The organism is Agrobacterium sp. ES01, assembly GCF_050320885.1.
In the GTDB taxonomy this organism is placed as follows: Bacteria; Pseudomonadota; Alphaproteobacteria; order Rhizobiales; family Rhizobiaceae; genus Allorhizobium.
Map to the genome: position 1 here is coordinate 228,949 of NZ_JBNQTH010000002.1, position 18,648 is coordinate 247,596.

Below are 18,648 nucleotides of genomic sequence, written 5' to 3' on the forward strand. Positions count from 1 at the left end.
ATCAAAATTCCTTGGCCAGCCGTGGATCGACGAGATCACGCAGGCCATCGCCCAGCAACTGCACGGAGAGCACGGAAAACACGATGGCGAGGCCGGGAAACACCATCAGCCATGGGGCGTTGTTCATATATTCGCGGCCCGCAGCCAGCATTGTCCCCCATGTCGGCATGTCGGTCGAAACGCCAACGCCGAGGAAGGAAAGGCTTGCTTCCGCCAGCATTGCCGACGCGAAGACGAAGGTGGCCTGCACCAGGATCGGGGAAGCGAGGTTCAGCAACACGTGGCGGGCCAGAATTTGCCATGTCGGCAACCCCATGGCGACCGCGGCTTCGATATAGGGAAGCTCGCGAAGGACGAGGGTCGACCCGCGCACGATGCGTGCAAGACGCGGTGCATAGGTGATGCCGAGCGCCAGGATGACCGTGGAAAGGGACGGGCCGAGCGCGGCGACCAGAGCAATCGCAAGCAGGATATCGGGAAACGACATCATCGCGTCGAGCAGCCGTGAGATCGGTGCGTCCAAGTGGCGGAAAAAGCCTGCCGCCACGCCCAGAATAACCCCGAGAACCGTTGATATGGCAACCACGCCGAGGCTGACAAGAAGCGAGATCCGCCCTGCAAAGATTGCGCGTGAAAAGATGTCACGCCCGAATTCGTCGGTGCCGAACAGGTGATCCATCGACGGCGGCTTAAGCTTGTTGACGATCGAAAGCTTGTTCGGCGCGTAGGGCGCAACCCAGGGGGCAAGAAGTGCTGCGAGAACCACAATGGCCAGGATGATCGCACCGGCGAGCATGGCGCGATTGCCGAACAAGCGGCGCAGACTTGAGGCGAACGGCATGGATACGGAGGCCATGGTAGTCATAGGCGCACCCTTGGATCAACGAGAATATAGAGCATGTCGACGATGAAGTTGATCAACACATAAATGGCGGCCACGACGAGCAGTGCCCCCTGTATGACAGGATAGTCGCGGCGCAAAACGGCTGAGACGACGAGATTGCCAACGCCGGGAAGGCCGAAAACCGTCTCGGTCACCACCGCGCCCGCGACCAGCATGGCGATTGACAGGCCGATGACCGTGATGATCGGGATCAGTGCATTTTTCAGCGCGTGCTTGAGGATCACCCGACCTTCGCCGGCTCCCTTGGCGCGTGCGGTGCGCACATAATCATCCCCGAGAACATCCAGCATGGCCGCGCGCGTAAAGCGGGTGATCAGCGCTGAATTGACCACACCCAATGCCACCGCAGGCAGGACCAGATGATGAAGCCGTTCGAGAAACGGCGTATAGGGGCCGCCGTAACCGGATGCCGGAAACCATCCCTGGCCAACGGCAAAGGCCTGGATCAGGATCAGGCCGAGCCAGAAACTGGGTACGCTGGCGGCGACCATGGTCAGGGTGACCACGATCTGGTCGAATAACGTGCCACGCTTGACCGCAGACAGAATGCCGACCGGCAGGGCGATCGCAACCGCAATCAGGATCGAAAACAGGGTCAGGAAGAATGTCGGTTCGGCACGTGCGGCAAGCGCGGTCGTCACCGGCTGCCCGAGGAAGATCGACTGACCGAGATCGCCATGCAATATGCCCACGACGAATTGGACATATTGCATGATCAGGGGCGCATCGAGCCCCAATTTTGTGCGTAACTGGGCTATGTCTTGCGGGGTCGCATCCGACCCCAGCATGACAGCGGCAGGATCGCCAGGCGTCACGCGAACGATGATAAAGACCACCGTCACGACGAGAGCCAGGACAATGGCCATACCTCCCAGTCGTTTGAGCAGTGCCTGCGCAATCCTTGCCATAGTCAGGTCCTTACTTTGTCACATTACTGCTTGGGAGTGACGTTCCAGAAATGCGGCCAATAGGTTGGCTCATATCCGGAAACGCCCTTGGCAACACCCGAAACGGCGTTGAAGTTTCCAACCTTATAGAGCGGCGCATCATCATAGATCACGGTCTGAATGCCTTCCCAGGCAGATTTTTTCGCGTCGTCTGTGGTGGCGTCCATATAGGTGCTCACAGCCTTTGCCTTCTGGTCGGAGACGTACCAACCGGGATAGGCATCGGTGATCGTGTTGATGGTTGTGGGGTCGCCAGGGAAGTTGGAGTGGGTAATGAAGATATCCCATTCCTTTGGATCGGCGCGGCGCGTGGTCAAGGTTGCCCAGTCCACCACCTGCAGATCGACCTTGAAGCCGGCGGCTTCGAGATAGGCCTTGGCGACTTCGCCGATCTTGTAGTGAAATTCATACTGCCGGCTGGTCATCAGGCGCAGCGGCTGACCGTCATAGCCGGCCTCTTCAAGCAGTTTGGCAGCGGTTTCGGGATCGCCCTCGCCATACCGGGCCACACCGGCTTCGGTATGCCAGAACGAGCCCTTCGGGAAGATCGAGCCGTCGACGCTGAAGAACCGGTCGTCAGAAAAGGCAGCCAGCATCATGTCATTCGGGTCAAGCGCTGCCTGTACGGCCTGGCGCATCGCTTTCTTCGTCAGCAAGCCTTCCTTCATGTTCATGTTGAGCGAGGCCCAGCCTGCATCCTTGAAGATAACGGGCTTTGCATTGTCGCTCTGCTCGACCCGCTCATAGGCGCTGACCGGCAATGAATCTGCATAATCGAACTGACCGGCGATCAGGCCTTCAACACGGGTATTCGCATCCGGAACCGGCACAAAGCGGATTTCCTTGGCGATTGCCTCGCGTTTGCCTGCATAATTGCTCGGCGTGCCTTCCGGCGACTTGTAGCCATCGAAGCGAACGAGCTGGGTATACTGGTCAGGCTTGCGTTCCTTGAGTTCGTAGGGGCCGGTGCCGACAAACTCGGTCAAGGTATCGGCCAGCTTCTCAGACGGCATGATGACGGATGCCTGGGAAAGGGTCGCAAGCAGCGGTGCATAACGGGACTTCAGCGTGATGACCACCGCGTGGTCGCCGTCTTCACTCAGGCTGTCGACAAGTTCGGCAACCTGCTTGCCCTTGGAATTGATGGCCATCCAGCGCTTCAGCGAGGCGGTGACATCCTTGGCATCAAAGGCGCTGCCGTCATGGAAGGTAACGCCTTCGCGCAGCGGGATCCGATAGGTCAGACCATCTTCGGAGATGGTCGGCATGTCGGCCGCAAGCAGCGGCACAGACTTCCATTCGGCATCATATGTATAGAGGGTCTCGAAGATATGCTGGTCGATGGTCAGCACGATATCGGTCGGTGTCTGCATGGCGTCAAGCGTTGGCGGTTCACCGATGGTCGCAACGGTGAGCACGCCGTCGCTTGCCTGGGCCAAAGCCAGGCTGCTTGTGCCGGCAAGCGCCGCCAGTGTTATCAGAACAAATGCACTCTTTTTCATGTCATTCCCCTTGTTGCAGTTTGTGTGGTCAAGGCTTTCGTCGGGCTGTCCCGGTTCGAAAATTCATCCATCCAGTCCCAACGGATCGGCAACGCGCGGCCAAAGCTGGAGACTTGCCTTCAGGTATGGTGTCGTTGCGGGGTCGGTCGGATAGGAGGTTGGCGCAGCGACATAGACGATCTCGGACGAAATCGGCTGGAAGCCCGCATAAAAGTGATTGGTCGACTTGATCAGCAAATAGGCCTTGTTTGCAAAATCGATGCCCTGATTGGAAAAGATGTCCGGCTCATAGGTCTGGGTGCGACTGGTAATCAGTACGATATCGATATTGGTTCCAACGGGACGGATAACGGCCGTACTGCCGAGTGTGACGCGGCTGTTTCGGAAACTTTGCCAACCGGCGTGAAAGACACGTTCAACGGTGACGCGAAGGTCCAGCGGCTCGCCGCCTTCCGGGCTGGATTTGCCGCCGACGCGCAGCTTCAGTTCAGCGCCCTGGCCGGCCGCGTGGCAGAAGGTGACGGCGATCGGATCCCAAATGGCAGCGACCGCGAAGTCATCCATGCCGCGCTCGAGCATGCGCCGCAGAATATGCGTGGCGTCGCCCGCAACGCCGCCGCCGGGATTGTCCCAGACATCCGCGATCAAGACAGGTTTTTCAGGTTGCGCGCCACGAATGGACACGGCGAAATCCAGGCCCGCTTCGGTGCCGAGCATCGGCATGGCTGTGTCTTTTCGCATGCCGTATAGCTCGCGACCGAGAGCAGCCGCCAAAGCGTCGCCCTTGTCCTTGTCGTTGTCGGTGATGACGACAATGCGGCTTCCCATGTCCTCAACGTCGCCGGCCATGAACCCGTGAATGACGGAGACGGACAGGACGCCATCCTTGCCTTCAAGCGCCTGCAGGCGATTGACGAAGGAGCGCATCGGCTCGCGACTGGTCGGGAAAATGGTGATCATCCGACAGTCGAAGGTGGAGATGACCGGCCTGATTTCTCCGCGCAGGGCCTGAAGCGCGAGCTCGACCACATGTTCGCCACGCTGCTCGAAATCCGTGTGCGGGAATTCGAGAAATGTCGCCATGATGTCGAGATTGGCGACCCGGCGCGCTGTCAGATGGCTATGGGGGTCGAATTCGGCAGCGATCAGCACATCGGTCCCGACAAGTTCCCTGATGCGCTGCAGGAAATCGCCTTCGGGATCGTCATAACCCTGGGCAACCATGGCACCGTGGAGGCCGAGCACGACGCCATTCACAGGCATCGCGGCCTTCAGTTCGTCGAGGATCTGGTCGCGCAGGGTTTCATAGGTTTGGCGTTGAATGAGGCCGGCGGGTTCTGCCCAGCACGATGTGCCCTCGATCACGGTAAAATTCTCCGCCTTGCCGCGACGCCGCAAGATCGGCACGACCGAGGAGCAGAGCGTCGGCGTATCCGGATGTTCGCCCGGTCCGGCATAGAATGCCGCCTTGAAAGCGTTCATGTCTGTTGGCACCGGAGAAAATGTATTGGTCTCAGTCGCCAACGAGGCGGTAAAAATGCGCATGTCTTTCATCCGAATATGCTCAGGACCAAACCTCCATCGCTGTGGAAGATCCAATGCCGTCGTAAAGCTGTTTTGATTTCCAAGTTTCGTTCGTCAGCGCTGTCAGGTCTGGAGGCCGATGTGGCGACAGAAGCGGCGCGTATTGAAGATGTGCTTTCCAGTCTCGTTCAGTTCACCCGTTCACCATTTTGGTGTAATTTATTTTCTTAATAATGCCAATTGAGCCGTTTATGTCAACACGAAGAAACGATTCTGAACATATTGTGTAAAATATTTACGTGAATGAGGAAAAGCCCCTCAGATTTTCAGGCGGGCCGGCATCTGTCGAGGAAGCGCATGGCGGCCCCGACGCGGCAAAATATCAAGAAATCAAGGTCTTCAGTCGCATCGGATCGGCTGGTTTGGCATTGTGGCTGAGACGCCGTCATGAAAACGGGCGCCCGTGATGGACGCCCGATTTTCACGATATGGTGCAGGCCGCATGGGTCTCGGCGCAGCACGTCAGTTGAAACTGAAGAAAATTATTGCCTGGGCATCACCAGACCGTGCCCCGCGCATCGACTTTTTCGACCCGCGTGACGAATCCGTCGCGATGAAACACGATGCGGTCGAACAGATTTGTAACGACGCAGGTGTGGTTGGGTATAATTTTGACGACCTGACCGATCTCTGCAAACGGCACCTGGCACCCCTGAAGGTCGATGACGGCATGTTCCTCGGATAGGGAGACGATCTGCGCTCCCGCGTAGTCGACAATCGTGCCGTAATCGGTGAAGCCGAGCAGATCGGATGTGAGAGCCTTCGATCCGCAATCGAGGACAGCGCGATCGGGGGCCGGGCGGGAGACGACGGTTGCGAGGATTTGCATGGCCAGATCGTCGGTGGTGCAATGGCCAGCACGGACCATGCTACGGTCGTTATAGACATAGGTGCCGGCACGATGTTCGGTGGCCGACGGCACGAGATGGGCCGCAAACAGATCCGGCGATCCGCCACTGGAACGCACCGGGCAATCGATCCCCTTGTCCGACAGCAATTTCATGGTTTCGGCCATGAACCGCTCCACCTGTTCCGCGCCCCCGACCGCCGGATAGGTCATGATGCCGCCGAAGCGTAGCGCCGGCGCAGCCGCGATCTTCTCAGCAAGTGCCACCGCTGCCTGTGGCGTCTGAACGCCGCAGCGCTTGGCGCCGGTGTCACATTCGACAAGCACAGTGAGTGGCCTGTCCTCACCGAAGGTGGAGGCTAGTCCATCAACCGTGGTTTCGCTATCGGCAACGACGGCAAGCTTTCCAACGCGGTCATTCAGCGCCTTGAGTCGGGCAAGCTTGGTTGGCCCCAGAATGTTATAGGTGATGAGGATGTCATCGAAGCCGGCATCGGCGAACGCTTCTGCCTCTGTCACCTTTTGGCAGTTGAGGCCAATTGCGCCCGCCTCGATTTGCTGTCGGGCGACCGCGGCCATCTTGTGGGTCTTGATATGAGGGCGGAAACGCTTGCCATGCGAATTGCAATAGGCCTGGGCCCTGGCGATATTGGTGGCAAGCCGTTCCTCGTCGATAACGGGCATTGGCGTTGCGACCTGTTCAAGCGGCGTGCCGGGTTGGGGCCACGGATAGTTCATTGTGAAACCTCGTTTGGGGGAGCTGTGCCATTGGTCAATGGAGACAGTTGATATCATCAGGCACAAGTATTTGCATTTTCGTCAGCATCGACAGTTACGTTGATGCTTTGCGTCATTATGCTATCAAAACAGGCGTCAGTGAAATTCATTTTCACGGACCCGCGCATTTTTTCGAGATCGCCGCTGAAGGAGACGACCGGATGGATCTGTTTCATGCCCTTTCCGACGAAGAGGGAAGGCTTTCCAGCCTTGAGACGAAGCTCGCACATTTCGCACTGGAAAATGTCGATTTCGTTGTCAACTCTTCCATCATCGATCTGGCCGAACGGGCCGGGGTCTCGCCGCCGACTGTCACGCGCTTTTGTCGTCGGCTCGGTTGTCAGGGCTATTCGGATTTCAAGGTGCAGCTTGCAAAACTGGCCTATGTCGGCTTGCGCTACCTGAAGCCGGAGGCACCGACGGCGACGGCGGAAGAGGTTGCCCACGACATCGTTTCCAAGGCGCAGAACGCCCTTTTCGAGGTCCACCGCCAACTTGATCTCAAGGCAATCGAGACGGCTGCGAGCATGCTCAGCAGCGCCGAGTTTATTCAGGCCTTCGGCGCCAGCGGCAATTCGGCGATGATCGTCAACGAATTGCACAATCGCCTGTTCCGTCTCGGCTGTCGTATCAATGCATCGAACGATCATGGCATGAACCTGATGATCTCGGCTGCCGCGCAGCCCGGCACCGTTGTGTTCGGCTCGTCATTCACCGGCCGGGACGAGGGCCTCGTCCATTGCCTTGAACTTTTGCGGCAGCAATCCATCCCGACAATCGTCATGACCCAGAACGACTCGCCTGTGGCGGCGGCAGCCGATGTGGTGATTGCGATCGAGATGCCGGAAGGCAAGAACATCTTTCGTCCGACATCCACCCGATATGCATATCTCGCAGCGATCGACATCCTCGCCAACATGGTGGCCTATGCCAGCCGCAACAGAGCACTGAAATCTCTGCGCTCCATCAAGGAGGAATTGGTGCGCAACCGCGATGGCGACGACCGCCAACTGCTTGGGGACTGATGAAAAAGGGGAGAAGGGTCGTGGGCCGCGTCCGGCGATAGGGAACACCACGTCTACACGATGGCCCTCTGACGCCACTTGTTTGAACAAGGCCGGACCAGGCGCGCTCCAGAAGAGCATGCGGCGGACCTTACCCGGATTTCAGGCGTAAGCGCGCCTTGTTGCGCTTGGACTGCCCGTATCGCCATCGCTAAACCAGCATCGGGCAAATTTCGAATAATGGTAGAGTTTAAAATTTTCTGGTGGAGCAAAAGTAATTTTGCAAACGGCGATCATGTGCCGCCCGAGTAAATACAGGAAATTAAAATGAAAGTTGCTATAGTAGCAATCTTGGAAAGTCGGTGAAAATCAGGTGCTTACAGAAGCGAAGTGGCGGACAGGGTGGGATTCGAACCCACGGTACGGTCTCCCGCACGCCGGTTTTCAAGACCGGTGCCTTAAACCGCTCGGCCACCTGTCCGTCCTGTTTGCGCTTATGAACAAACTGCACACGCTTTGCAAGAGCGCTTATTCGGCAGCCCGGCAAATATCGCGTTTTACGGTGAGCATTAATAGATACTAAACCAAGGTCGACTACCCGTATAGCCAGTGCATCAGCTGTGCGGGAATTTACCATGTTGTCCTCGTCTCCACGTTTCTGTTATAGACGAGCGGATCGACAGGTTCGGACAATATTGGTTTGCCATTGTTTTCGTTCAAAATGATGGTGTCTGAGTAGTGTGGAGACGATGAGAATCAACCGCGTAAACTTGCGGGCTGCTGGCAAGTGGTTCGGTCTCGCCATTGTGTGCTTCGGCGTCGCATCGTGCACGACCACAACAACCACGACAGGCGGGAAGAAAAAAACCGCAAAGTCCAAGGAATATTTTTCAGAGTCGGCCTATGGTGTGAAAGCCAGCCCGAAAGTCACCGATGGCAATAATGTGCCCAAGGGTGGCGGTCGCTATCTGGTGGGACGGCCTTACAAGGTTGCGGGCAAGACCTATGTTCCACGTCCCAATCCAAGCTACGACAAGGTCGGCCTTGCGTCATGGTATGGCTCCGCCTTCCATGGTCGCCGCACCGCCAATGGCGAGGTCTACGATCAGTATGATTTGACGGCGGCGCATCCGACAATGCCGCTTCCAAGCTATGCCCGGGTGACCAATCTCGACAATGGCAGCTCGGTCATTGTCCGTGTCAATGATCGTGGACCTTTCCACAAAGGCCGCATTATCGACCTGTCCAACACGACTGCCGACCTTCTGGACATGAAGGGCACGGGCACCGCCAAGGTTCGTGTGCAATATATCGGACCTGCGCAGATGGATGGCCACGACAAGGCATTCCTGATGGCGTCTTACAACGGCAAGGGCGGGCGACTGCCGCAATTTGCCCCCGATGGTCTGACCGCGACCCCGGGCGTCATGGTTGCGTCGAACGACGTGCCAACACCGGTGGATCCCGAAAGCCAGATGCCGGCCGCCCCGACGCTTGTGCCCGTCCCCGCCACGGCGACGGCTTTCAATAACACCGCGGTTCAGACAGCCGGCGCCGATCCGTTCCAGCAATTCGTCATCCTGCCGGACACCGGTCCGCAGATCGTCGAGCGACCGCAACAGTCGGCCTCGATCATGTCTGCGCCGGCCAGCAGGCTTTCTGCCTATTCCTCGCCTGATTCTGATGCGAACGAAACGCCTTTCCGCGCCGTTCTGGTCCGCAATGACGGGCTGACGGAGGAGGCGATCAAGGCCTTTGCGCTCAAGAAGCGCATCGCCGTCAACTGACATCACCAATCCGCCCGGCCTTAGATGTCGCGCGGCACAGTATTGGGAACGCATGAAGATCCTATGCTTTCGCCGTGCCGTCGCGGGTTTGTTTGCCATCGCCCTGATGGCGACGCAGGCGCTTGCGCAAGATGCGACCGATTTCGAGACAAAGGCTGAGCAGGCGCTGATGGTGGAGGCGTCCACCGGGACGATCCTGTTGTCCAAGGGCCAAGCACAGACCATTCCGCCGGCCTCGCTTGCCAAGCTGATGACCATGGAGGTGGTCTTCGATGCGCTGACAAAGGGCGAGATCTCACTCGATACCGAATATACTGTGTCTGAACATGCCTGGCGCACGGGCGGCGCACCGTCGCGCACGTCCACCATGTTTGCAGCCATCAAATCCTCGATCCGGGTCGATGATCTGATCAGGGGCGTGATCATCCAGATGGCGAATGACGGTTGCATCATATTGGCAGAGGGCATGGAGGGCTCGGAAGAAGCATTCGCCGCGCGCATGAACCTGAGAGCCACCGAAATCGGCATGAAGGACAGCCATTTCGCCAATCCCACCGGTTTGCCGGACCCTCAAAACAAAACGACGCTAGCAGACATGGTGACGCTTGCGCGCCATCTGCACACGGCCTATCCGCAATATTACAGCCTTTATGCCACGCCCGATTTCGAATGGAACAACATCTTCCAGCGCAATCGCAACCGGCTCCTCTACACCGATCTTGGCGTCGACGGGCTGGCAACCGGCTATGCCGACGAAAGTGGTTTTGCCATCGTGGTGTCGGCCGAGCGCAACGGCGTCAGGCTGTTTCTTGGATTGAGCGGGTTGAAGAATGACCGCGAGCGCAATGAGGAAGCAATCCGCGTCCTGCAATGGGGGCAGACGAATTTCGAGCGAAAGTCCGTGTTCAAAAAGGGCGAGGTGATCGGTCAGGCCAGCGTGTATGGCAGTGCCGAAGGCCATGTCGACCTGCTGACGGTGGCCCCGGTCGAGGTCTATGTGCCTGTGCTGGATCCCAACCCGCTGTCCGGGCGCATCGTCTATCACTGGCCATTGCGACCACCCGTCCGGTCGGGACAGGAAATTGCCCAATTGCGCGTGTTCTCCGGTGACCGCCTGTTGCGCGAAGTCCCGCTTGAGACGGCCAGTGCCGTGGGCGTTGGAACCTTGAGGCAGCGGGCCATGGACGCCATCATAGAGATGTTGTTTTTCTGGCTTTAGAATGCGTGTCCGGGAGGGTAGCCAGCAATGGTGAAGCCAGCCGCGCTTGATTCATGGGTAGGAACGGCCGGCAGCTGTTTCACCCCATTGATTCTTGCGTTAAACACATCGACATAACCCTCAACACATCCCGCAGAGCAGGAAAGACGTTTTGGCATACCGCAAGGGACTGTTCGTGACATTCGAAGGCGGCGAGGGGGCTGGCAAGTCGACCCAGATACGTCGTCTTGCGGAGGCCCTGCGCCGCAAGGGTCATGATGTACTGACGACCCGTGAGCCCGGCGGTTCTCCGGGCGCCGAGGCGCTGCGGCATGTACTCTTGTCGGGTGCAGCCGAGACCTATGGCGTGCGCATGGAGGCCATTCTCTTTGCTGCCGCGCGCAACGATCACGTCGAAAATGTCATTCGTCCGGCCCTGTCGAAGGGCTTTATCGTGCTTTGCGACCGTTTCATGGATTCCTCGCGTGTCTATCAGGGCGTCACCGGAAATCTGGAGCCGGACCTGGTCGACGCACTGGAGCGTGTCGCCATCGATGGTATCGCACCCGATCTGACACTGATCTTGGACTTGCCGGCGGAGGCCGGACTGGCACGCGCCAGACGTCGAAGCGAGCAGGATAACGCGCAATCCGATCAACCCGACAGGTTCGAGCGCGAAGAGATCGAGACCCATGAAAGACGCCGCCGGGCCTTTCTCGAGATCGCCAAGGCGCATTCCGAGCGTTGTCGTGTGATCGATGCGACAAAGGCAATCGAGGAAATTGCAGCGGATGTGTTGTCGCTGGTCGAGCCTGAGATCGCGGCGCACAATGCCGAGGATCGCAAGCAAGTGGCCGGTGGCGAATGAGTGAGCCGACGCCAGGTGTGCTGGACGGCGCAATCGCGCCCATGCGCAATACGGCCCTGTATGGCCACGCGCAGGCCGAGGCGTTCCTCGCCCAGGGCTATCGCTCCGGCAAGGGGCACCATGCCATCCTGATCGAGGGCGAGGAGGGGATCGGCAAGGCGACGCTTGCCTTTCGCTTTGCCAATCACGTGCTTTCCTATCCAACGCCTGAAACGGCACCGGAGATGATGTCCGATCCCGACACCAATTCGCTGGTCAGCCGGCAGGTGTCATCCGGCGCGAGCCACAATCTTTTGCACCTGACGAAACCGGTGGACGAAAAGACCGGCAAGGTGAAGAGCGCCATCACGGTCGACGAAGTGCGCCGGGCAGGGCACTTCTTCTCTCAGACCGCCGGCGGTGGAAGCTGGCGCATCGTCATCATCGACGCCGCCGACGACCTGAACAGGAATGCGGCGAACGCCATCCTGAAAATCCTGGAGGAGCCGCCGAAACGGTCTCTTTTCCTCGTCTTGTCCCATGCACCCGGTCGACTGCTTCCGACCATCCGCTCGCGGTGTCAGCCCCTCAGGCTGTCGCCTCTCGACCATGAGGACATGCACCGCAGCCTCGCCCATCTCGGCATTGGTTTCAGGGACGCCAAGCAGGAGGAGGGGGTCTTGAACCTTGCCGGCGGCAGTGTCGCCCGCGCCCTGAAGCTGGTGAACTACGGCGGTCTCGATATCATTGAGGCCTTTGACAATGTTCTCGCCTCGAGTGGCCCGTCTGCGCGCCGCGGCATGCAGAAGCTGGCCGATGTGCTGAGCGCCAAGGATTCGGACGCGGCCTTCGGCTTCTTTACCGATCACATCGGCGATTATCTGATGCAGCAGGCGCGCAATGCAGCGATGAATGGCGATGGGGCGGAAGCTGATCGGTTCGCGCGGCTGACGGAAACGGTGAACCAGCGCTTCGTCATCAGCGCCGGCTATAACCTCGATCGCAAACAGACCATTCTCGATACCTTTGCCGATCTCGGTCTCTAGGCCGCATCAACTTGAAATCAGCTTGGCCGCGACGGTCATCAATGTCACAGCCAGAATGTTGCGGACGAGCTTTTCGGGCATGCGGGGTGCCAGAGCGCTGCCAATCATGATGCCGGGTATGGAGCCAAACAAAAGCTCCAGCAGCATCAACCAGTCGACTTCGCCGATCATCAGATAGCCGAGGCCTCCGACCAAGGTGAGAGGAATGGCATGGGCGATGTCGGAACCGACGATTTCCTGAATCTGCAAACGCGGATAAAGCAATAGCAGCACGGTGACGCCGATGGCCCCGGCACCGACCGAGGTCATGGTGACGATCACACCGAGGACGAAGCCCAGGCTGACCGTGAGCACGGCAATCGTCCGGGGCGAGGGCGGCGATGCGCCGGCAAACAGTCGTGTCTTGAAGGTTGCAATGCGCTCTCCGGCGAAGAGGATGACGGCGGTGAGCAGCAAGGTCCAGCCGAGCGCCGATGTCAGAAGGTCGACCGATTCCAGGCTGCGACGGTCGATCCCGGACAGCATCCACAAGGTCCAGAGAGCAGCTGGAACACTGCCCGCGGCCAGAAACGCCACCATGCGCCAGCGGATCATGCCATGGCTTTGATGGACCATGGCCCCGGCCGATTTGGTAATGGAGGCGTAGAGGAGATCGGTGCCGATCGCCATCACCGGATGGACGCCAAACAGCAGAACCAGCATGGGGGTCATCAAAGATGCGCCGCCAACGCCGGTAATTCCGACCAGCATGCCGACGGCAAAACCTGTCAGCGAAAAGAGCGGCTCGAAGGAATCGATCACGTGCGGTCGTCCCCGGTTCAGGTGGCCAAGCCCGCAATACGCCGCACAATGAGCAACAAGCCATTCACGATACATCAACCGGGGTAAGGGCCGTCTGGCATCCTGTCAAGAAAAGACGGATCGGGAGCAAAACGCGGATTGCCGCGAAACTTGGTGTTTCGCAATGCGGCAACATGCGTTAAGAGCGGGCCTTGAGTTTGTAAACAGTAGCTGCGGTCAAAGGCCGATCGATGACAGACACCTTTTATATCACCACCGCCATCGCCTATCCGAACGGCAAGCCCCATATCGGCCATGCCTATGAGCTGATCGCGACCGATGTTATTGCGCGCTTCAACCGGCTCGACGGCAAGGATGTATTCTTCCTGACAGGCACGGACGAGCATGGCCAGAAAATGCAGCAGACAGCCAAGGCCGAAGGCGTCACGACGGAAGCCCTGGCCGAGCGGAATTCAAATGAGTTTCGCGCCATGGGCAAGCTGCTGAACGCCTCCAATGACGATTTCATTCGCACCACCGAAGCGCGCCATCACGAGGCGAGCCAGGCGATCTGGAACCGCATGGCCGAGAATGGCGATATCTACAAGGATAGCTATGCCGGCTGGTATTCGGTGCGTGACGAAGCCTATTACCAGGAAGACGAGACCGAACTGCGCGCCGATGGCGTGCGCTACGGACCGCAAAACACGCCGGTCGAATGGGTGGAAGAAGAAAGCTATTTCTTCAAGCTGTCGGAATATCAGGACAGGCTGCTGGCGCATTATGAAGCCAATCCGGATTTCATCGGTCCGGCCGAACGCAAGAACGAGGTGATTTCCTTCGTGAAGTCCGGCCTCAAGGACCTGTCGATATCCCGCACCACCTTTGACTGGGGCATCAAGGTGCCCAACGATCCCAAGCATGTGATGTATGTCTGGGTCGACGCCCTGACCAACTACATCACCGCGACTGGCTATCTCACAGATCAGAGCGGTCCACGCGCCAAATACTGGCCAGCCGATATGCACATCATCGGCAAGGACATCATCCGTTTCCATGCCGTTTACTGGCCGGCTTTCCTGATGTCTGCAGGCTTGCCATTGCCGAAGAAGGTTTTTGCGCACGGCATGGTACTGAACAAGGGCGAGAAGATGTCGAAATCGCTCGGCAACACCGTCGGCCCGTTCGAGCTCATTGACCAATTCGGCTTGGACCAGTTGCGCTATTTCCTGATGCGCGAAGTCTCCTTCGGTCAGGACGGCAGCTATTCGGAAGAGGCGATTGCGACCCGTATCAATGCCGATCTCGCCAACGGCATTGGCAATCTGGCCAGCCGCTCGCTATCGATGATCGTCAAGAACTGCGACGGCAAGGTGCCGGAGCCCGGTGCATTTACGCAAGCCGACGAGGCGATGCTGGGTGCGGTGGATGGCCTGATAGCCACCTGTCGCGACGAGATGGACAGGCTCGCCATCCACAAGGCTGTGACAGCCATCATCGCCGTGGTCTCCGAGGCTGACCGCTATTTTGCCGGCCAGGAACCATGGGCTTTGAAGAAGACAGATCCGCAGCGTATGGGCACCGTGCTTTACGTGACGGCAGAAGTCGTGCGCCAGATCGCCATACTCTTGCAGCCCGTGATGCCGGACTCGGCTGCAAAGCTGCTCGATCTGGTTGCCTCGCCCGCCGACAAACGCGATTTCTCGGCGCTCGGCGCGGCCAACCGTCTGATCGCGGGCACGCCGCTCGAGGCACCAAAGCCGGTCTTCCCGCGTTACGTCGCGCCGGATGCAGAGACAAAGGCCTGAGGTTCCCATGCTGATCGATACCCACTGCCATCTCGATTTCGCTGATTTCGACGCAGAACGCGATGCTCTGGTCGAACGCGCCCACGAAGCCGGTGTGACGCAGATGGTGACGATTTCGACCCGCGTGAAGAAGCTCGATACGCTGCTGGCGTTGACAGATCGCTATCCGACCGTGTTCTGCTCGGTGGGAACCCATCCCAACAATGCCGATGAGGAACTGGACATCGAGACCGGCGATCTCGTGCGGTTGGCGCAGCATCCAAAGGTTGTCGCCATCGGTGAAGCAGGTCTCGATTACTTCTACGACACGCAAAAGCCTGAGGACCAGAAGACGGGTTTTCGCCGCCACATCGCCGCAGCCCGCGAAACGCAATTGCCGCTCGTCATTCACGCCAGAAGCGCGGACGACGACATGGCCGCGATCCTGACGGAGGAAACGGGGAAGGGGGCCTTCCCTTTCATCCTGCATTGCTTTTCCGCGGGTGAAGCGCTCGCCAAGACCGGCGTTGAACTGGGTGGCTATGTGTCCTTCTCCGGCATCCTGACCTTTCCCAAATCGACGGAGCTGCGCGAGATTGCAAGCGGCGTGCCCATGGATCGGCTGCTGGTTGAAACCGACGCGCCATATCTGGCGCCCAAACGGTGGCGCGGCAAACGCAACGAGCCGTCTTACGTCGTCAACACGGCCGAAGTTCTGGCCGAGGCCAAAGGTGTGAGCTACGAGGAAATCGCCCGCATCACCACGGATAACGCACTGCGCATATTCTCGAAAATGCCGAGGCTCTGATCCATGGGCTTTCGCCGGCGCTTTACCATTCTCGGCTGTTCCTCGTCGCCCGGAGTCCCGCGCATCAATGGTGACTGGGGCGCATGTGACCCGGACAATCCGAAAAACCGCCGCAGCCGCGCATCCTTTCTGATCGAGCAATTTGCGCCCGATGGCGGCAAGACGACACTGGTGGTCGATACCGGTCCGGATTTTCGCGAGCAGATGATCAAGGCCAAGGTCGATCATATCGATGGCGTGTTCTATACGCATGCGCATGCCGATCATCTGCACGGGATCGACGATATCCGCGGTTATTTTCATAGCCAGAAGCAACGGATACCGATCTACGCCGATGCGGAAACCATGGAGCGTATCGAGCAAGGTTTCGGCTATTGCCTGAAGACGCCGCCAGGCAGCGGCTATCCGCCCATTGCCGAACCGCATATCATCGAGGACGTGGAGGCACCGTTCACGATAACGGGCGCTGGCGGCACCATATCGGCGCAGCTTCTAAGACAGATACACGGTGACATTATCTCGATGGGTCTGAGAATCGGCGACATTGCCTATTGTTGCGACGTCAGCGATTTCCCCGCGCGCACACTCCAGCATCTGCAGGGTCTGGATGTGCTGATCATCGACGCCTTGCAATACCGCGAGCATCCAAGCCATTTGTCTCTCGAGCAGGCTTTGGGCTGGATCGAGCGGTTGAAACCCAACCGGGCATTCTTGACCCATATGCATATTCCGCTGGACTATGCGACGGTGATGCGCGAGACGCCGGATCATGTCGAGCCGGCCTATGATCAGCTTTCGTTCGAGGTCACGGTCAACTGACCGGCGCTCCGATTGTACATTAGAAGAGAAGAATAATAGCCTGATCGAATGACGAAAGGGCGCTCAGGAGGTAACATGGTCTGCATCTTCATCCAGATACGCTGCCGTCCCGGCCGGACCTACGAGGTCGCCGACAGCATCTATGAAAAGGAAGTTGTCTCGGAGCTTTATTCGACGAGCGGCGAATATGATCTGATGGCCAAGGTCTATGTGCCGGACGATCAGGACGTCGGCAAATATGTCAACGCCATTATCGCCGATATCCCGGATGTCGACCGCACGCTGACGACGCTGACATTCCACGCATTCTGAGCGAGCGGTGGGATGCAATGTTGGCGCGGGTGACCGATTGTCAGGCATTCGCTGTGTGTTCATGAGTGCTGATAATAGTGCAGGTTCATACAGTTATCGGAACGACCTAATGCGCTATGTGATGCTTATTGGTTCCATAATCTATCTTATGTGATCGATATGCGTAGCCGGGTACATTCTATTTCCAAGTGCGACATGCCCGTCCCAGCGCCACCCTGCACGTGCCTCCATTCGCCTCATTGAAAGACCCGACACTGTGATACGCGGTTTACAGGATGATGACCGGTATGCCGTTCTGGCCCTCTGGCATCAGGGTTGGCATGACGCCCACGCGGCTCTGGTCCCGGCTGGCGTTTTGACATGCCGAACTCCGGATTGTTTTGAGATCTGGTTCGACCAGAGTACAGATGTGTTTTATGTGGCGGTTGAGAACGCGACCGTACTGGGCTTCGTGTCGATCAAGGATGACGAGGTCGTCAAACTCTATTGTTGCCGTAAAGTGCGAGGCTCGGGTCTTGCCGGTCAGTTGCTCGCACATGCAGAAAGTCAGATTGCTGTGCGCGGCTTCACCAAAGCCTATCTTTTCTGCACCGCTGGCAACCACCGCGCTGAACGTTTCTATGAAAACCATGGCTGGATCCTGTCAGGGTCGTCCCTGGAAACGTTGTGGCTTCCGCCAGATGAAACATTGACCGCCACCGTTCTCACGCATCGCTTTGAGCGTGACGTCGCAACATCGCTTTGATCGAACATCGTGTCTTGTGCCCCCAATGCGTCGCTTCATTGCCAGGATTGTCCCGACTTGAGGTTTTCTGTGTTTTGGGAGTAACATCATCGCCGCTAATCGGACAAATACCTCGCACGAGGACCCGGGGGTAATCGAGACGGTGCCGAACCAGATGCGCAGAGCGGCCGAGGCACGATACCGAGATGCCGTAGATCTACGCTCGGTACCTGCTATCAGGCAGTTGTTACACCATCCCTTTGTCGAGCGGATCAGGGCTGCCGTGCCCTTTGACCACGTGGTCGTCGCTGGCCTCGATCTCGACGGCTACCGTCTGGGCCTTGGACATTCGGTCGATACAGATCTTCCGCCCATGTTCCTGGATGCCTATTACGGCGAAGAATTATATCTGGTCGATCCGTTCTTGACGGCGTCGTTGAAGGCGACCGGCGTGACCATCGAAGCCGATGTCTATCGCGAGACCCCTCCTCCGCCGCGTCTCCGCTATATCACCGAGCAGTTCGAGGTTTTCAATCGAACCTTGTTTCCATTGTTCAGAGACGAACGCCCCTTCGGTGCCGTGGCATTATCGCGCGCAACGCGTTTCGATGCCGAAGAGCTGGCATTTCTCTCCGACATCGCACCGACCATGCACGAGGTCGTCACCCGCCCGATCACGGCGAGATTCTCAGCGCAGGCGCTGAAACTGACGGCGGGAGAAGTCGCCTGCCTGAAATGGGCAAGCCATGGCAAGACCAGTGATGGGGTTGCAGCCGAGACAGGCTATGCGGCGGAAACGGTCAATAGTTATATAAAGAGCGCGTGCCGCAAGCTCGGCGCGGAAAACCGCGTTCATGCGATCGCCGAAGCGCTTCGCCGTAAGCTGATCCGTTAGAGCACGGCCTCCGATCACCACAGCCCCCGATTGAAACTCCAGCAGTGAGCAAAAACACATTTTTTGGTCATATGCCCAAT

Annotated in this window: 18 protein-coding genes and 1 tRNA gene; 11 read left to right on the top strand and 8 right to left on the bottom strand. The window is 58.2% G+C overall.

Going from position 1 to position 18,648, the window contains the following annotated elements; all coding sequences use genetic code 11:
- Window position 1: 1 nt before the first annotated feature.
- From ACQQ2Q_RS08935 to ACQQ2Q_RS08960, 6 genes are all read right to left on the bottom strand, one after another.
- Window positions 2-865, bottom strand: a complete 864-nt coding sequence (locus tag ACQQ2Q_RS08935) for an ABC transporter permease (protein ID WP_428186714.1) — start codon at window positions 863-865, stop codon at window positions 2-4.
- Window positions 862-1,803 carry an ABC transporter permease gene (locus ACQQ2Q_RS08940; RefSeq protein WP_428186792.1) on the bottom strand — a complete coding sequence of 314 codons (942 nt, stop codon included), beginning with the start codon at window positions 1,801-1,803 and terminating at the stop codon, window positions 862-864. Before ACQQ2Q_RS08940 ends, ACQQ2Q_RS08935 begins: the two co-directional genes overlap by 4 nt.
- A gap of 32 nt (window positions 1,804-1,835) precedes the next feature.
- Window positions 1,836-3,353 carry an ABC transporter substrate-binding protein gene (locus ACQQ2Q_RS08945; protein WP_428186715.1) on the bottom strand — a complete coding sequence of 506 codons (1,518 nt, stop codon included), beginning with the start codon at window positions 3,351-3,353 and terminating at the stop codon, window positions 1,836-1,838.
- 63 nt (window positions 3,354-3,416) lie between these two features.
- Window positions 3,417-4,898: a M81 family metallopeptidase gene (locus ACQQ2Q_RS08950; protein WP_428186716.1), complete on the bottom strand. Its 1,482-nt coding sequence runs from the start codon at window positions 4,896-4,898 to the stop codon at window positions 3,417-3,419.
- Between the two features lie 535 nt (window positions 4,899-5,433).
- Window positions 5,434-6,522, bottom strand: a complete 1,089-nt coding sequence (locus tag ACQQ2Q_RS08955) for a D-TA family PLP-dependent enzyme (protein ID WP_428186717.1) — start codon at window positions 6,520-6,522, stop codon at window positions 5,434-5,436.
- 56 nt (window positions 6,523-6,578) lie between these two features.
- Complete coding sequence (locus ACQQ2Q_RS08960; protein WP_428186718.1) at window positions 6,579-6,737, bottom strand: hypothetical protein; 159 nt, start codon at window positions 6,735-6,737, stop codon at window positions 6,579-6,581.
- Here ACQQ2Q_RS08960 and ACQQ2Q_RS08965 point away from each other — a divergent pair.
- Window positions 6,723-7,586, top strand: coding sequence for a MurR/RpiR family transcriptional regulator (locus tag ACQQ2Q_RS08965; RefSeq protein ID WP_428186719.1), 864 nt, complete (start codon window positions 6,723-6,725; stop codon window positions 7,584-7,586). The genes ACQQ2Q_RS08960 and ACQQ2Q_RS08965 overlap by 15 nt on opposite strands.
- 370 nt (window positions 7,587-7,956) lie before the next feature.
- Here the strand turns inward: ACQQ2Q_RS08965 and ACQQ2Q_RS08970 are convergent.
- Window positions 7,957-8,046: transfer RNA gene (locus ACQQ2Q_RS08970), tRNA-Ser, on the bottom strand.
- Between the two features lie 268 nt (window positions 8,047-8,314).
- On the opposite strand from ACQQ2Q_RS08970, the gene ACQQ2Q_RS08975 reads away from it, so the two are divergent.
- From ACQQ2Q_RS08975 to ACQQ2Q_RS08990, 4 genes are all read left to right on the top strand, one after another.
- Complete coding sequence (locus tag ACQQ2Q_RS08975; protein WP_428186720.1) at window positions 8,315-9,352, top strand: septal ring lytic transglycosylase RlpA family protein; 1,038 nt, start codon at window positions 8,315-8,317, stop codon at window positions 9,350-9,352.
- A 52-nt stretch (window positions 9,353-9,404) separates the two neighbouring features.
- Window positions 9,405-10,571, top strand: coding sequence for a D-alanyl-D-alanine carboxypeptidase family protein (locus ACQQ2Q_RS08980; protein ID WP_428186721.1), 1,167 nt, complete (start codon window positions 9,405-9,407; stop codon window positions 10,569-10,571).
- Between the two features lie 151 nt (window positions 10,572-10,722).
- Window positions 10,723-11,418 carry a dTMP kinase gene (tmk, locus tag ACQQ2Q_RS08985; protein WP_428186722.1) on the top strand — a complete coding sequence of 232 codons (696 nt, stop codon included), beginning with the start codon at window positions 10,723-10,725 and terminating at the stop codon, window positions 11,416-11,418.
- Entirely contained in the window at window positions 11,415-12,443 is a 1,029-nt protein-coding gene (locus ACQQ2Q_RS08990; RefSeq protein ID WP_428186723.1) for a DNA polymerase III subunit delta', read from the top strand. The genes tmk and ACQQ2Q_RS08990 overlap by 4 nt, the downstream gene beginning before the upstream one ends.
- A gap of 6 nt (window positions 12,444-12,449) precedes the next feature.
- Here ACQQ2Q_RS08990 and ACQQ2Q_RS08995 read toward each other — a convergent pair whose 3' ends face one another.
- The gene (locus ACQQ2Q_RS08995) at window positions 12,450-13,193 is read right to left on the bottom strand and encodes a sulfite exporter TauE/SafE family protein (protein WP_428186793.1); all 744 of its coding nucleotides are present in this window, start codon (window positions 13,191-13,193) and stop codon (window positions 12,450-12,452) included.
- 281 nt (window positions 13,194-13,474) lie between these two features.
- On the opposite strand from ACQQ2Q_RS08995, the gene metG reads away from it, so the two are divergent.
- The 6 genes from metG (at window position 13,475) to ACQQ2Q_RS09025 (ending at window position 18,568) form a co-directional block, all read left to right on the top strand.
- The gene (gene metG, locus ACQQ2Q_RS09000; RefSeq protein ID WP_428186724.1) at window positions 13,475-15,031 is read left to right on the top strand and encodes a methionine--tRNA ligase; all 1,557 of its coding nucleotides are present in this window, start codon (window positions 13,475-13,477) and stop codon (window positions 15,029-15,031) included.
- A gap of 7 nt (window positions 15,032-15,038) precedes the next feature.
- Window positions 15,039-15,818 carry a TatD family hydrolase gene (locus ACQQ2Q_RS09005; protein WP_428186725.1) on the top strand — a complete coding sequence of 260 codons (780 nt, stop codon included), beginning with the start codon at window positions 15,039-15,041 and terminating at the stop codon, window positions 15,816-15,818.
- Window positions 15,819-15,821: 3 nt separating this feature from the next.
- Window positions 15,822-16,637, top strand: coding sequence for an MBL fold metallo-hydrolase (locus tag ACQQ2Q_RS09010; protein WP_428186726.1), 816 nt, complete (start codon window positions 15,822-15,824; stop codon window positions 16,635-16,637).
- A 75-nt stretch (window positions 16,638-16,712) separates the two neighbouring features.
- Window positions 16,713-16,949: an Lrp/AsnC family transcriptional regulator gene (locus tag ACQQ2Q_RS09015; RefSeq protein WP_428186727.1), complete on the top strand. Its 237-nt coding sequence runs from the start codon at window positions 16,713-16,715 to the stop codon at window positions 16,947-16,949.
- 256 nt (window positions 16,950-17,205) lie between these two features.
- A complete protein-coding gene (locus ACQQ2Q_RS09020; protein WP_428186728.1) occupies window positions 17,206-17,694 on the top strand; it encodes an N-acetyltransferase family protein in 489 nt (162 codons plus the stop codon).
- Window positions 17,695-17,956: 262 nt separating this feature from the next.
- The gene (locus tag ACQQ2Q_RS09025; protein WP_428186729.1) at window positions 17,957-18,568 is read left to right on the top strand and encodes a helix-turn-helix transcriptional regulator; all 612 of its coding nucleotides are present in this window, start codon (window positions 17,957-17,959) and stop codon (window positions 18,566-18,568) included.
- Window positions 18,569-18,648 lie beyond the last annotated feature (80 nt).

Coding starts and splice junctions, on each gene's coding strand:
- ACQQ2Q_RS08935 (WP_428186714.1), bottom strand. CDS start 865: ATGACTACCATGGCCTCCGTATCCATGCCGTTCGCCTCAAGTCTGCGC.
- ACQQ2Q_RS08945 (WP_428186715.1), bottom strand. CDS start 3,353: ATGAAAAAGAGTGCATTTGTTCTGATAACACTGGCGGCGCTTGCCGGC.
- ACQQ2Q_RS08950 (WP_428186716.1), bottom strand. CDS start 4,898: ATGCGCATTTTTACCGCCTCGTTGGCGACTGAGACCAATACATTTTCT.
- ACQQ2Q_RS08955 (WP_428186717.1), bottom strand. CDS start 6,522: ATGAACTATCCGTGGCCCCAACCCGGCACGCCGCTTGAACAGGTCGCA.
- ACQQ2Q_RS08965 (WP_428186719.1), top strand. CDS start 6,723: ATGGATCTGTTTCATGCCCTTTCCGACGAAGAGGGAAGGCTTTCCAGC.
- ACQQ2Q_RS08960 (WP_428186718.1), bottom strand. CDS start 6,737: ATGAAACAGATCCATCCGGTCGTCTCCTTCAGCGGCGATCTCGAAAAA.
- ACQQ2Q_RS08975 (WP_428186720.1), top strand. CDS start 8,315: ATGAGAATCAACCGCGTAAACTTGCGGGCTGCTGGCAAGTGGTTCGGT.
- ACQQ2Q_RS08980 (WP_428186721.1), top strand. CDS start 9,405: ATGAAGATCCTATGCTTTCGCCGTGCCGTCGCGGGTTTGTTTGCCATC.
- ACQQ2Q_RS08990 (WP_428186723.1), top strand. CDS start 11,415: ATGAGTGAGCCGACGCCAGGTGTGCTGGACGGCGCAATCGCGCCCATG.
- ACQQ2Q_RS08995 (WP_428186793.1), bottom strand. CDS start 13,193: ATGCTGGTCGGAATTACCGGCGTTGGCGGCGCATCTTTGATGACCCCC.
- metG (WP_428186724.1), top strand. CDS start 13,475: ATGACAGACACCTTTTATATCACCACCGCCATCGCCTATCCGAACGGC.
- ACQQ2Q_RS09005 (WP_428186725.1), top strand. CDS start 15,039: ATGCTGATCGATACCCACTGCCATCTCGATTTCGCTGATTTCGACGCA.
- ACQQ2Q_RS09010 (WP_428186726.1), top strand. CDS start 15,822: ATGGGCTTTCGCCGGCGCTTTACCATTCTCGGCTGTTCCTCGTCGCCC.
- ACQQ2Q_RS09015 (WP_428186727.1), top strand. CDS start 16,713: ATGGTCTGCATCTTCATCCAGATACGCTGCCGTCCCGGCCGGACCTAC.